The 12710-nt window shown below is 38.0% G+C and carries 24 protein-coding genes; 1 reads left to right on the top strand and 23 read right to left on the bottom strand.

Annotated features, from left to right (window positions below; all coding sequences use genetic code 11):
• Positions 1-20 precede the first annotated feature (20 nt).
• From rpmD to rpsL, 23 genes are all read right to left on the bottom strand, one after another.
• The gene (gene rpmD / locus R4Y45_RS02555) at positions 21-206 is read right to left on the bottom strand and encodes a 50S ribosomal protein L30 (protein ID WP_339968961.1); all 186 of its coding nucleotides are present in this window, start codon (positions 204-206) and stop codon (positions 21-23) included.
• A 13-nt stretch (positions 207-219) separates the two neighbouring features.
• Positions 220-720, bottom strand: a complete 501-nt coding sequence (gene rpsE / locus R4Y45_RS02550; protein ID WP_339968959.1) for a 30S ribosomal protein S5 — start codon at positions 718-720, stop codon at positions 220-222.
• Between the two features lie 19 nt (positions 721-739).
• Positions 740-1099 (bottom strand): 50S ribosomal protein L18, encoded by a 360-nt coding sequence (gene rplR / locus R4Y45_RS02545; protein ID WP_339968957.1) that lies wholly within the window; start codon positions 1097-1099, stop codon positions 740-742.
• Between the two features lie 29 nt (positions 1100-1128).
• Entirely contained in the window at positions 1129-1659 is a 531-nt protein-coding gene (gene rplF, locus R4Y45_RS02540; protein WP_339968955.1) for a 50S ribosomal protein L6, read from the bottom strand.
• A 27-nt stretch (positions 1660-1686) separates the two neighbouring features.
• Positions 1687-2085, bottom strand: coding sequence for a 30S ribosomal protein S8 (gene rpsH, locus R4Y45_RS02535; RefSeq protein ID WP_339968953.1), 399 nt, complete (start codon positions 2083-2085; stop codon positions 1687-1689).
• Positions 2086-2112: 27 nt separating this feature from the next.
• Positions 2113-2298: a type Z 30S ribosomal protein S14 gene (locus tag R4Y45_RS02530; protein ID WP_339968951.1), complete on the bottom strand. Its 186-nt coding sequence runs from the start codon at positions 2296-2298 to the stop codon at positions 2113-2115.
• A gap of 20 nt (positions 2299-2318) precedes the next feature.
• Positions 2319-2861, bottom strand: a complete 543-nt coding sequence (gene rplE / locus R4Y45_RS02525) for a 50S ribosomal protein L5 (RefSeq protein ID WP_339968949.1) — start codon at positions 2859-2861, stop codon at positions 2319-2321.
• A gap of 21 nt (positions 2862-2882) precedes the next feature.
• A complete protein-coding gene (rplX, locus tag R4Y45_RS02520; protein WP_339968947.1) occupies positions 2883-3188 on the bottom strand; it encodes a 50S ribosomal protein L24 in 306 nt (101 codons plus the stop codon).
• Positions 3189-3217: 29 nt separating this feature from the next.
• Positions 3218-3586, bottom strand: a complete 369-nt coding sequence (rplN, locus tag R4Y45_RS02515; RefSeq protein WP_056974542.1) for a 50S ribosomal protein L14 — start codon at positions 3584-3586, stop codon at positions 3218-3220.
• A gap of 55 nt (positions 3587-3641) precedes the next feature.
• Positions 3642-3914 carry a 30S ribosomal protein S17 gene (gene rpsQ / locus R4Y45_RS02510; RefSeq protein WP_339968944.1) on the bottom strand — a complete coding sequence of 91 codons (273 nt, stop codon included), beginning with the start codon at positions 3912-3914 and terminating at the stop codon, positions 3642-3644.
• A gap of 23 nt (positions 3915-3937) precedes the next feature.
• A complete protein-coding gene (gene rpmC / locus R4Y45_RS02505; RefSeq protein WP_056974543.1) occupies positions 3938-4135 on the bottom strand; it encodes a 50S ribosomal protein L29 in 198 nt (65 codons plus the stop codon).
• Positions 4125-4559, bottom strand: coding sequence for a 50S ribosomal protein L16 (gene rplP / locus R4Y45_RS02500; RefSeq protein ID WP_339968941.1), 435 nt, complete (start codon positions 4557-4559; stop codon positions 4125-4127). Before rplP ends, rpmC begins: the two co-directional genes overlap by 11 nt.
• A gap of 2 nt (positions 4560-4561) precedes the next feature.
• On the bottom strand, positions 4562-5233 hold the full coding sequence (gene rpsC / locus R4Y45_RS02495) for a 30S ribosomal protein S3 (RefSeq protein ID WP_339968939.1): 672 nt from the start codon (positions 5231-5233) through the stop codon (positions 4562-4564).
• A 23-nt stretch (positions 5234-5256) separates the two neighbouring features.
• On the bottom strand, positions 5257-5607 hold the full coding sequence (gene rplV, locus R4Y45_RS02490; protein ID WP_056974546.1) for a 50S ribosomal protein L22: 351 nt from the start codon (positions 5605-5607) through the stop codon (positions 5257-5259).
• A 17-nt stretch (positions 5608-5624) separates the two neighbouring features.
• On the bottom strand, positions 5625-5906 hold the full coding sequence (rpsS, locus tag R4Y45_RS02485; protein ID WP_339968935.1) for a 30S ribosomal protein S19: 282 nt from the start codon (positions 5904-5906) through the stop codon (positions 5625-5627).
• Between the two features lie 30 nt (positions 5907-5936).
• Positions 5937-6770, bottom strand: coding sequence for a 50S ribosomal protein L2 (rplB, locus tag R4Y45_RS02480; RefSeq protein ID WP_339968933.1), 834 nt, complete (start codon positions 6768-6770; stop codon positions 5937-5939).
• Positions 6771-6790: 20 nt separating this feature from the next.
• Entirely contained in the window at positions 6791-7075 is a 285-nt protein-coding gene (gene rplW / locus R4Y45_RS02475) for a 50S ribosomal protein L23 (RefSeq protein WP_056974550.1), read from the bottom strand.
• Positions 7075-7698, bottom strand: coding sequence for a 50S ribosomal protein L4 (rplD, locus tag R4Y45_RS02470; RefSeq protein WP_339968931.1), 624 nt, complete (start codon positions 7696-7698; stop codon positions 7075-7077). Before rplD ends, rplW begins: the two co-directional genes overlap by 1 nt.
• Positions 7699-7714: 16 nt before the next feature.
• A complete protein-coding gene (rplC, locus tag R4Y45_RS02465) occupies positions 7715-8350 on the bottom strand; it encodes a 50S ribosomal protein L3 (RefSeq protein WP_339968929.1) in 636 nt (211 codons plus the stop codon).
• Between the two features lie 32 nt (positions 8351-8382).
• Positions 8383-8691 (bottom strand): 30S ribosomal protein S10, encoded by a 309-nt coding sequence (gene rpsJ / locus R4Y45_RS02460; protein ID WP_056974556.1) that lies wholly within the window; start codon positions 8689-8691, stop codon positions 8383-8385.
• A 250-nt stretch (positions 8692-8941) separates the two neighbouring features.
• Positions 8942-11050: an elongation factor G gene (fusA, locus tag R4Y45_RS02455; protein ID WP_339968926.1), complete on the bottom strand. Its 2109-nt coding sequence runs from the start codon at positions 11048-11050 to the stop codon at positions 8942-8944.
• Positions 11051-11085: 35 nt separating this feature from the next.
• Positions 11086-11556: a 30S ribosomal protein S7 gene (gene rpsG / locus R4Y45_RS02450; RefSeq protein ID WP_056974560.1), complete on the bottom strand. Its 471-nt coding sequence runs from the start codon at positions 11554-11556 to the stop codon at positions 11086-11088.
• Positions 11557-11575: 19 nt separating this feature from the next.
• Entirely contained in the window at positions 11576-11980 is a 405-nt protein-coding gene (rpsL, locus tag R4Y45_RS02445; protein ID WP_339968923.1) for a 30S ribosomal protein S12, read from the bottom strand.
• Positions 11981-12147: 167 nt separating this feature from the next.
• Between rpsL and R4Y45_RS02440 the strand changes: the two genes are divergently transcribed.
• Entirely contained in the window at positions 12148-12690 is a 543-nt protein-coding gene (locus R4Y45_RS02440; RefSeq protein ID WP_339968921.1) for a hypothetical protein, read from the top strand.
• Positions 12691-12710 lie beyond the last annotated feature (20 nt).

Raw genomic sequence — 12710 nt, 5'->3', positions numbered from 1 at the left:
AACCGAGCACCTCCTTGTGATTAACCTTTATATTCTTCTACATCAATAAGATGAGAAATTTTGAATAGTGCACCTCTAATAGCGTCATTATCAGGTTTGATAACTGAACTATTTACGCGACCTAATCCCAATTCTTTAACAATTTTTCTTTGGGCTGGAAGACGATGAGCTGCGCTTCTTTTTAAAGTGATTTTTAATTGAGCCATCTATAACTTCCTCCTAGCCTTGTAATGTATCAGCATTTACACCACGTAGTGCAGATACTGATTCTTTAGTTTTTAAGTTGCTTAATCCGTTTAATGTTGCACGAATAACGTTGATTGGTGTGTTACTTCCGCGTGACTTACTTGTAACATCAGCAACACCAGCAAGTTCAAGAACGGCACGAACAGGACCACCTGCAGCAACTCCAGAACCTTCTTCAGCAGGTTTCAAAAGAATGTCTCCAGCACCAAATTGACCAACAATTTCATGAGGAATTGTTGTACCAACCATAGGCACTTCAATCAAACTCTTCTTAGCAGCTTCAACAGCTTTTCTAATTGCTTCAGGAACTTCTTGAGCTTTACCAGTACCAAAACCTACGTGGCCAGCTTTATCCCCTACAATTACGATAGCAGCGAATCTAAGTCTACGTCCACCTTTAACAACCTTAGTTACTCGATTAATACTAACTAGACGATCTTCTAATTCTAAACGAGATGGATCGATATTTGCCATTTAGTTAACCTCCTCTTTATTAAAATTGTAGTCCATTTTCACGAGCAGCGTCAGCTAATTCTTGAATACGGCCTTGGTATAAGTAACCGCCACGGTCAAATACGACAGCTTCAATTTTAGCTTCTTTTGCTCTTTTAGCTACTAAAGCACCAACTTGTTTAGCTTGTTCTACTTTTGTAGCGTCATCTTTAACATCTTTATCAAGAGTTGAGGCACTTGCAAGCGTTACACCCGCTACGTCATCAATTACTTGAGCGTAGATGTTTTTATTTGAACGGAAAATACTTAAGCGTGGGCGCTCAGCAGTTCCAGAAATTTTACCACGAACGCGTTTATGGCGTCTTTGACGTGTTTTGTTTTTATCTGGTTTAGTAATCACAGTATCACCTCATATAATTTCTAAGTTAATTATTTACCAGTTTTACCTTCTTTACGACGTACGATTTCGTCTTTGTAACGAACTCCCTTACCTTTATAAGGTTCTGGAGGACGTGTATCACGAATTTCTGCCGCAAATTGGCCAACTGCTTGTTTGCTGATTCCTTTAACAACAAGTTCTGTTGCTGCAGGCACTTCAACTTCGATACCTTCAGGAATTGTCATTTCAACTGGTTGAGAGTAACCAACGTTTAATGTTAGTTTTTTACCTTGAGCTTGTGCACGGTACCCAACCCCAACAAGAGTTAATGCTTTAGAGTAACCTTCAGTTACACCAAGAACCATGTTGTTTAAGTTAGCACGCATTGTTCCATGAAGTGCTTTTTCGTCATCGCTTTGACGTTCAAAATTAATTTCGTTATCTTTTTGTTCAAAAGTAATTTTAGGATCAAAGTAGCGTGTTACTTCACCTTTTGGTCCTTTAACTGTAACGTCGTCACCATTTTTAGTGATTGTTACAGATTCTGGTACAATAATTGTTTTATAACCAGTACGACTCATGAGTTTCCCTCCTTTTCTTTCAAAAAATTACCAGATGTAAGCGAGCACTTCGCCACCAACATTTTTAGCACGAGCTTCTCTGTCAGTAATTACACCATTTGATGTTGAGATAATTGCAGTTCCTAATCCGTTAAGAACTTTAGGTACATCGTTTGCACCAACGTAAGTTCTTAAACCAGGTTTAGAAATACGTTTTAGGCCAGTAATAACACGTTCGTTATTTTTGCCATATTTAAGAAATACTTTGATAATTCCTTGTTTGTTATCTTCGATAACTTCGTAATCACGAATAAAGCCTTCATTCTTCAAAATTTCAGAAATCGCTTTTTTCATTGTTGATGCAGGAACTTCTAATGAATCGTGTTTTACCATGTTGGCATTTCTGATTCGTGTCAAGTAATCTGCGATTGGATCTGTCATGACCATGATGTGCTGCCTCCTTTTTTCAGATTTTTACCAGCTTGCTTTTCTAACGCCAGGAATTTGACCTTTATGTGCTAGTTCTCTTAAGCAAACACGGCATAGTTTAAATTTACGGTAAACAGAATGTGGACGTCCACATCTTTCACATCTTGTGTAGCTTTGTGTTGAAAACTTAGCTGGACGATGGTTTTTAGCAATTTGTGATTTCTTAGCCAATTAATTGACCTCCCTTAAACTTATTTAGCAAAAGGCATACCAACTTGAGTCAATAATTCTCTTGCTTCTTCATCAGTATTTGCAGTTGTTACAAGAACAATATCTAATCCACGAACACGATTTACTTGGTCGTAATCCACTTCAGGGAAGATAAGTTGTTCTTTGATACCTAATGTATAGTTACCACGTCCATCAAAAGACTTAGCACTAACACCATGGAAATCACGAACACGAGGAAGCGAAACGTTAATTAATTTGTCTAGAAAATCATACATACGGTCACCACGTAAAGTAACCTTTGCACCAATTGACATACCTTCACGTAAACGGAAGCCAGCAATTGATTTTTTAGCTTTGGTAATCAAAGGTTTTTGACCTGAGATTAATGTTAATTCGTTAACAGCATCATCAAGGTTTTTAGCGTTTGTGATTGCATCACCAACACCCATGTTCAAAACAATCTTTTCAATTTTTGGAACTTGCATAACTGATTTGTAATTGAATTTTTCAACCAAAGCAGGTGTAATTTCAGAAACGTATCTTTCTTTTAAACGATTAGCCACTTATTGTCCTCCTCTCTTATTTTATAATTGTTTACCAGTTTTCTTTGAAACGCGAACTTTTTTACCGTCTACGATTTCAAATTTAACTTTTGTTGCTTCGTTGTTTTCTGGATCAATCAACATAACGTTTGAAACGTGAATAGGTGCTTCTTGATCTTGAATACCACCTTGGGGATTCATTTGAGAAGGTTTACTATGTTTTTTCACCATATTAATACCTTCAACAACCACACGGTCTTCTTTGTTTAAAACTTTTAAGACTGAACCTTCTTTGCCTTTATCTTTACCGGCAATAACTTTAACTTTGTCGCCTGTTTTAACAAACATGTGCGCACCTCCCTATTATCAATCAGATTCTATAAAACTTCAGGTGCCAATGACACGATTTTCATGAATGCATTTTCACGTAATTCACGAGCAACAGGCCCAAAAATACGTGTTCCACGAGGGCTTTTATCTTCGTTGATAATAACTGCTGCGTTTTCGTCAAAACTAATGTATGATCCGTCGGCACGTCTTGCACCTGATGCAGATCTTACAATAACAGCTTTTACAATGTCACCTTTTTTGACAACGCCACCTGGTGTTGCTTGTTTAACTGTTGCAACAATAACATCACCAATATTGGCAGTCTTTCTACCAGAACCACCTAAAACTTTAATAGTTAAAATTTCACGTGCTCCTGAGTTATCAGCAACTTTAAGTCTTGTTTCTTGTTGGATCACTTGAGTTCCTCCTCTCGCCTAAGAGATTATTCGCATTATTTTAGATTAGATGAAACTAGATAATAACTGCTTTTTCTACAACATCTACTAAACGGTAACGTTTTGAACGAGACAATGGTCGGGTTTCCATGATACGAACAATATCTCCAACTTTAGCTTCGTTGTTTTCATCATGTGCATAATATTTTTTAGAATACTTAACGCGTTTGCCATACACAGGATGTTTCTTTTGTGTTTCAACAACAACAGTGATTGTTTTGTCCATTTTATCAGAGACAACACGTCCTTGGTGTACGTGACGACTATTTCTTTCGTTAATTTCGCTCAAGTTTATAACTCCCTTCCATTATCTTATTTATTGTTCAATTCTTGTTCGCGCAAGATTGTTTTGATACGAGCAATGTTTTTGCGAACTTGCTTTAAGCGAGCTGTATTTTCAAGTTGCCCTGTGGCTTGTTGAAAACGCAAGTTGAACAATTCTTCTTTGTATTGCTTTTCTTTAGCAATAATTTGCTCAGTGGTTAATTCTTTAATTTCATTAGCTTTCATTAGATTCGCCACCTACTTCCTCACGTTTTACGAACTTGGTTCTAATTGGTAATTTATGAGATGCAAGTCTTAAAGCTTCACGCGCAACTTCTTCAGAAACGCCACCAATTTCAAACAAGATTTTTTCTCGTTTAACTGGAGCAACCCAACCTGCTGGAGCTCCTTTACCAGAACCCATACGTACTCCAACACCTTTTGCAGTATATGATTTATGAGGGAAGATTTTAATCCAAACTTTCCCACCACGTTTCATGTAACGTGTCATAGCAATACGTGCTGCTTCGATTTGTCTATTTGTAATCCAGTGAGAGTCTACTGCTTGTAAACCAAATTCACCGAAACTTACTTGTTTACCGCCTTTAGCTGCTCCGCGCATTTTACCACGGAATTCACGACGGTGTTTAACACGTTTAGGAACTAACACGATTAGTTTCCTCCTTTCGCGTCCTTATTAATTGTACTTTCATTACGTGTTGGCAATACTTCTCCACGACAAACCCATACTTTAACACCGATTTGTCCATAGGTAGTTGCTGCTTCAACCCAAGCATAATCAATATCTGCTCTTAATGTGTGAAGAGGAACTGTACCTTCTGTATGCCATTCTTTACGCGCCATGTCAGCACCATTTAAACGACCTGAGATTTGAGTTTTAATACCTTTTGCACCAGCTCTCATTGATCTTTGAGTAGCTTGTCTTTGTGCACGTCTGAATGCTACACGAGCTTCTAGTTGACGAGCAATGCTGTCACCTACTAGAGTTGCATCCAAATCAGGTTTTTTGATTTCAACAATATTAATGTGAACTTGTTTGTTAGTTAAAGCATTAATTTGTTTTCTCAAAGCTTCAACTTCAGAACCACCTTTACCGATAACCATACCTGGTTTTGCTGTGTGGATTGAAATGTTAACTTTGTTTGCAGCACGTTCAATTTCAACTTGTGAAACTGAAGCAGTTGCTAATTTCTTTTCAATGAATTTTCTGATTTTCAAATCTTCGTGTAAGAAGTTTGCAAAATCTTTTTCAGCGTACCATTTAGCTTCCCAGTCGCGGATAACGCCAAGACGAAAGCCTATTGGATTAACTTTTTGACCCATTAAATTGACCTCCTTATTATTTTTTATTCAGCTTCTGAAACTACAATTGTAATGTGACTTGTTCTCTTATTAATAGGAGAAGCCGCACCTTTGGCACGCGGACGAAATCTCTTCAAAGTAGGTCCTTCATTCACATATGCCTCAGAAACGTAGAGGTTTGCAGATTCTAGATCAAAATTATGTTCAGCGTTTGCAATTGCTGATTTTAAAACTTTGGCCACGATAGGTGAGCCAGCTTTAGGTGTGAATTGCAAGATAGCTAAAGCTTCAGCTGCGTTTCTTCCACGAATTAAGTCCACAACTAAGCGAGCTTTTCTTGGTGCAAGACGAACCATTCTTACTTTAGCTTTCGCGCTTGTAACTGTATCTGCCATCAGACGAATTCTCCTTTCTATTTACCTTGAGTTTGTTTGTCATTTCCTGAATGACCATGGAATTTTCTTGTAGGTACGAATTCACCTAGTTTGTGTCCTACCATGTCTTCTGAAATGAATACTGGTACGTGTTTTCTACCATCGTAGACAGCTATTGTGTATCCAATGAAGTTTGGAAAAATAGTTGAACGACGGGACCAAGTTTTAATAACTTGTTTCTTTTCTTGATCAGCTTGAGCTTCGACCTTTTTCAATAAATGCGCGTCAGCAAATGGACCTTTTTTAATACTACGGCTCATTTCTAGACCTCCCTTACTGTTTAACTATTACTATTTGCCTTTACGATGACGAATAATAAGTTTTTCTGATTTAGCTTTACTATTACGTGTTTTAACACCCATAGTTTTCTTGCCCCATGGTGACATTGGAGATGGACGTCCGATAGGTGCACGACCTTCACCACCACCGTGAGGGTGATCGTTAGGGTTCATTACAGAACCACGAACTGTAGGACGGAAACCTAACCAGCGTTTACGACCAGCTTTACCAATGTTGATTAATTCGTGTTGTTCATTACCAACTGAACCGATTGTTGCACGGCAAGCTGAAAGAATCATACGAACTTCACCAGAGTTAAGTTTGATTAATGTGTATTTTTCTTCTTGTCCAAGAACTTGAGCAGATGTACCTGCTGAACGAACAAGTTGTCCACCTTTACCAGGTTTCATTTCAATGTTGTGGATTAATGTTCCATCAGGAATGTTTTTAAGTGGTAATGTGTTACCTACTTTAATATCAGCATTTTCACCTGATTCAACGATTTGTCCAACTTTAATACCTTTAGGTGCTAAAATGTATGATTTAACACCATCATGATAAGCAACGAGTGCAATGTTTGCTGATCTGTTTGGATCGTATTCGATAGCCTTAACAGTTGCTTTTACATTGTCTTTGTTACGTTTGAAATCGATGACACGGTATTTTTGTTTATGTCCACCACCGCGGTGTCTTACCGTAATATGACCATGTGCGTTACGGCCTGCTTTACTGCTTTGTGAATCAAGCAAAGATCTTTCAGGAGCTTTCTTTGTGATTTCAGCAAAATCAGAGCCAGTCATATGACGTCTACCATTTGTCGTTGGTTTGTGTTTAATGATAGCCACTTGACTTACCTCCTATATGATTAGTTTTCGAAAATTGTAATTTCTTTTGAGTCAGCAGTTAAAGTTACGATAGCTTTTCTGCGACGACGAGTTGTTCCCACATATTGGCCAACTCTTTTTTGTTTACCGCGAACATTCATAATGTTTACGTTTTGAACTTTAACGTCAAAGATTTCTTCTACTGCACGACGTACTTGAGTCTTGTCAGCATTTACATTAACGTCGAAAGTGTATTTACGAGCATCCATTGCGCCCATTGAAGCTTCCGTAATAACGGGTCTTAAGATAATATCGCGAGCTTCCATTATGCGAGCACCTCCTCGATACTTTGTACAGCAGCTTTAGTTAAAACGATTTTTTGGTTATTTACAATATCCAATATGTTTAAACCTTCAGCAGGAATAATTGTAACGTTTTCTAAGTTACGAGCTGATAAAGCAGCGTTTTTGTTTTCTGAATCAACAACTACAAGAACTTTTGTATCAACTTTAACGTTGTTCAAGAAGTTTGCAAATTCTTTTGTTTTTGGTGTGTCGAATGATAATTGATCAACAACTACCATGTCTTCACCTGCAACTTTTTGTGAAAGAGCAGATTTAAGAGCTAAACGTCTTACCTTTTTAGGTAATTTGTAAGCGTATGAACGTGGAGTAGGACCAAATACAACACCACCACCACGCCATTGTGGAGATCTGATAGAACCTTGACGAGCACGTCCAGTTCCTTTTTGTCTCCATGGCTTTTTACCTCCACCACGTACGGCAGAACGGTTTCTAACTGAGTGTGTTCCTTGTCTTAAAGAAGCACGTTGCATAATCACTGCATCAAATAAAACGCTTTCGTTTGGTTCAATACCAAAGATTTGTTCATTTAATTCAAGTTGACCTGCATTTTTACCTGTTTGATCTAATACATTAACGTTAGGCAATTTTTATCCTCCTTTCTTACTTGTTAGTTTTCTTTACAGCACTTTGGATGCTGACTGTTGATTTTTTGGCACCAGGAACATTACCACGAATCATGATAACGTTTTTGTCAGCAACAACTTTTACGATGTCCAAGTTTTGAACTGTAACTTGTTTGTTACCCATACGTCCTGGTAAACGTTTACCTTTGAATACACGGTTGATAATAGATCCCATTGTACCTGAACGTCTGTGGTATCTTGAACCGTGAGTTTCTGGTCCACGCGATTGACCCCAACGCTTGATAGCACCTTGGAAACCATGACCTTTACTTGTACCAGTTACGTCTACAACGTCACCTTCAGTAAATGTTTCTACAGTAATTTCTGAGCCTACTTCATATTCGCTAAGCTCAACATTACGATATTCTTTAATGAAGCGCTTAGGTGAAGTCTTAGCTTTTGCAGCATGACCTTTAGCTGGTTTGTTTGACAAGATGTCACGTTGATCTTTGTAACCTAGTTGAACAGCTTCGTAACCATCACTTTCCATTGTTTTAACTTGTAAAACAACGTTAGGAGTAGCTTCGATAACTGTTACGGGAACTAATTCACCAGATTCTGTGAAGACTTGTGTCATCCCAACTTTTTTTCCTAAGATTCCTTTTTTGGCCATGTTTACACCTCCGTAATTTTATTTATTAATTATTATAGTTTAATTTCGATATCTACACCACTAGGTAAATCCAATTTCATTAATGAATCTACTGTTTTAGGTGTTGGGTTCACGATGTCAATTAAGCGTTTGTGTGTACGCATTTCAAATTGTTCACGTGAGTCTTTGTGTTTATGTGGTGAACGGATAACTGTGAAAAGTTTACGTTCTGTTGGCAATGGAATTGGACCTGAGATTTCAGCACCAGTTCTTGTTGCTGTTTCCACAATTTTTTCTGCAGATTGATCTAGAATACTATGTTCATAAGCTTTCAATCTGATACGAATTTTTTGACCTGCCATTTTTTTACCTCCTCGTCTCTTTTTAAAGATGACTTGCTCGGCGAAAATTATCCGAACACATCCACTGTGGCAATGCAGCCGGGTGTGTCGCAACCTTCCGCTTCATCGCTCTATATTTTGCTAATAGTCAAAGAAGACTATACAATCCTCTTCAAAATCAGCACGTATAATATTATACTGCATGGAAATGCCAATTACAAGGGATAAACAAAAAAATCTTTCGCCATTTGGCAAAAGATTTTTATTGTTTTTATTCATCGTCAGAAGAAGTATTCCCACCGTTTTTCTTGATGATTTCTTCTTGAATTGATTTTGGAGCTGGTTCGTAGTGGTCAAATACCATTGTAAATGTACCACGACCTTGTGTACCTGAACGAAGTGTTGTAGCGTAACCGAACATTTCTGAAAGTGGCACAAATGCGTTAACAACTTGTGCACCACCACGAGCGTTCATACCTTCAACACGACCACGACGAGCAGTTACTTGACCCATGATATCTCCAAGATATTCTTCAGGTGCAATAACTTCTACTTTCATGATAGGTTCTAGCACAGCAGCACCAGCTTTTTTAGCAGCTTCTTTCAATGCGATAGAAGCAGCAACTTTATAAGCTGATTCAGATGAATCGACATCGTGGTAAGAACCATCGAACAATTTAGCTTTAACATCAATCAATGGGTAACCAGCAAGAACACCGTTTTCCATTGATTCTTTAAGACCTTGTTCAACTGAAGGGATGTATTCACGAGGAACAACCCCACCAACGATAGCATCTTCGAATTCAAATCCTGCACCTTCGTCGTTTGGTGTAAATTCGATCCATACATCACCATATTGACCTTTACCACCAGATTGACGAATGAATTTACCTTGAGCTGTAGCAGGTTTTGTGAATGTTTCACGGTAAGCAACTTGAGGAGCCCCAACGTTAGCTTCAACGTTAAATTCACGTTTCATACGGTCAACCATGATATCTAAGTGAAGTTCACCCATACCAGCAATCAATGTTTCCCCTGTTTCTGGGTTTGTTTCAGCTTGGAATGTAGGATCTTCTTCAGAAAGTTTCTGGATAGCAACATCCAATTTGTCACGGTCAGCTTTTGATTTAGGTTCAACAGATACTTGGATAACTGGATCAGGAATTTCCATTGATTCAAGAATTAATGGACGTTTCAAGTCAGTTAGTGAGTCACCTGTTGTTGTTACTTTAAGACCGATAGCAGCAGCGATATCACCAGAGAATACTTCAGGAATTTCTTCACGGTGGTTAGCGTGCATTTGTAGTAAACGACCAACACGTTCACGAGTGTTGTTTGAAGCGTTTAATACGTATGAACCAGCTTCAAGTGTACCTGTGTAAACACGGAAGAAAGTCAAACGACCAACGAATGGGTCAGTTGCAATCTTGAAGGCTAACGCAGCAAATGGTTTGTCATCTCCAGCGATTAGTTCTTCATGTTCACCAGTTTTTGGATCTTCAGCTTTATAAGGTGTTACGTCAAGTGGTGATGGTAGGTAGTCAACAACCGCATCCATCAACATTTGAACACCTTTGTTTTTGAAGGCTGAACCAGCAAGAACTGGGTAAAATTCTAAGTTAAGAGTTGCTTTACGGATAGCAGCTTTTAGCTCAGCATTTGTGATTTCTTCACCTTCAAGGTATTTGTCCATGATTTCATCATCAACATCAGCAATAGCTTCAATCAATTGAGCACGACGTTTTTGAGCTTCTTCTAAGTAATCTGCAGGGATTTCAACCTTGTCAAATTTTGTACCTAGTTTATCTTCATCACTGTAAACATCAGCTTCCATTTCAATCAAGTCAATGATACCTTCAAAGTCATCTTCAGCACCGATTGGCATTTGAATTGGTTGAGCATTTGCTTGTAGACGGTCATGTAATGTGCTTACTGAGTAATCAAAGTTAGCACCTAATTTATCCATCTTGTTAACAAAAACTAGACGAGGAACGTTATATGTTGTAGCTTGACGCCAAACATTTTCAGTTTGTGGTTCAACACCTGATTGCGCATCTAAAACTGTAATCGCACCATCTAGAACTCTAAGTGAACGTTCAACTTCGATTGTGAAGTCAACGTGTCCTGGAGTATCGATGATGTTGATACGGTTATCATGCCATTGAGCTGTTGTAGCAGCAGATGTAATTGTGATACCACGTTCTTGTTCTTGTGACATCCAGTCCATTTGTGAACCACCATCGTGAGTTTCACCAATTTTGTGGATACGTCCTGTATAGTACAAGATACGTTCTGTAGTTGTTGTTTTACCAGCATCGATGTGGGCCATGATACCGATATTACGTGTTTTATCCAACGGGAATGCACGTTTGTTTGCCATTTAATTTACTCCTTTTAAAAAACAAATAGACTATATTACCAGCGGTAGTGAGCGAACGCACGGTTAGCTTCAGCCATTTTGTGACTGTCTTCACGTTTTTTCACAGAAGCACCTGTATTATTAGCTGCATCCATGATTTCGTTTGCTAGTCTTTCATCCATTGTATGTTCGTTACGTAATCTTGAGTAGTTTACGATCCAACGAAGACCTAAAGTTGTTCTTCTTGCTGGACGAACTTCGATAGGAACTTGGTAGTTAGCCCCACCAATACGTCTTGCTTTAACTTCTAGAAGTGGCATAACGTTGTTCATTGCTTCTTCAAAGACTTCCATTGGTTCATTACCAGTAGTTTCTTTGATGATGTTAAATGCATCGTATAAGATAGTAGAAGCTTTACCGCGTTTACCATCCATCATTAATTGGTTAATTAAGCGAGAAACAAGTTTTGAGTTATAGATTGGATCTGGCAAAATGTCTCTCTTTGGCACGTTACCTTTTCTTGGCATTAAAATTTCCTCCTACGTTTTATTTTTTAGCACCGTATTTAGAACGACCTTGTTTACGTCCGTCAACACCAGCAGTATCAAGCGCACCACGAACGATGTGGTAACGAACCCCTGGCAAGTCCTTTACACGTCCCCCACGGATTAAGACAACACTATGCTCTTGCAAGTTGTGTCCGATACCTGGAATGTAAGCTGTAACTTCAATCATGTTTGACAAACGCACACGAGCGTATTTACGTAACGCTGAGTTAGGTTTTTTAGGTGTCATTGTTCCAACACGAGTAGCAACCCCACGTTTTTGTGGTGCAGGGTTATCTGTTAATTTTTTCTTTTTACTGTTATAACCGTAGTTCAAAGCTGGTGCATCTGAACCAGCAACTTTGGACTTACGACCTTTTCTTACCAATTGGTTAATTGTTGGCATAAAAGATATCCTCCTAATAATTTAAACACACACATCCAGGAGTTTCATTTTTGCTCGCTGGACGGTTAATATTCTAATAAAATACCTATACAAATCTATCACTTATTTAGTGTGTCGTCAATATAAAAACAAAAATATTTCGTAATTATTTGTGGAGGTTGACTGCTGTGATACTAATATCGATAGTTTCTTTTACTTTACTAAGCTGGTACTTTATTTTTCAGCCAGATTTCAAAACACCTGATTTTGACTTAAATCTCAAATCTAAATACCTGACTTTAGCTAGTCATTTATTTTTTGCTTTATTGAGTACTTATGTCATCCATTCTATTGTGCAATTCTATTTGTTATTTGCACTACTATTTTGCAGTTTGACCGATTCTTATAAGCGGTTCATTTACCCTATTATCCTGATTCCCTCTATTCTTATAGGATTTTGTCAGTATGAGTTTTTTGCACCTGATTTGACTATTGGTACACTAACACTACTGGCACTACTAATTAGTGTTCGTTTTAAAAAAATGGGATTAGGCGATAGTTTTATTTATTTAGCAATGGGGGTTAACAGCTCATTTGAAACGGCTAATTATAGTCTTATCATCGCTTGTTTAATTTTAGTCGGCTGTCACTATAACAATTTAAAATCAGAACATCCTTTTGTTCCCTACTTAGTTTTAGGATTCCTAATCACCTTACTTTTAGACCTATAAAAAAAGCGACTCACTATAAA

This window comes from Holzapfeliella saturejae, from assembly GCF_037546065.1.
GTDB classification, from domain to species: Bacteria; Bacillota; Bacilli; order Lactobacillales; family Lactobacillaceae; genus Holzapfeliella; species Holzapfeliella saturejae.
Note: the sequence above shows the minus strand (reverse complement) of the source record. Positions and strands in the feature narration are given on the sequence as shown.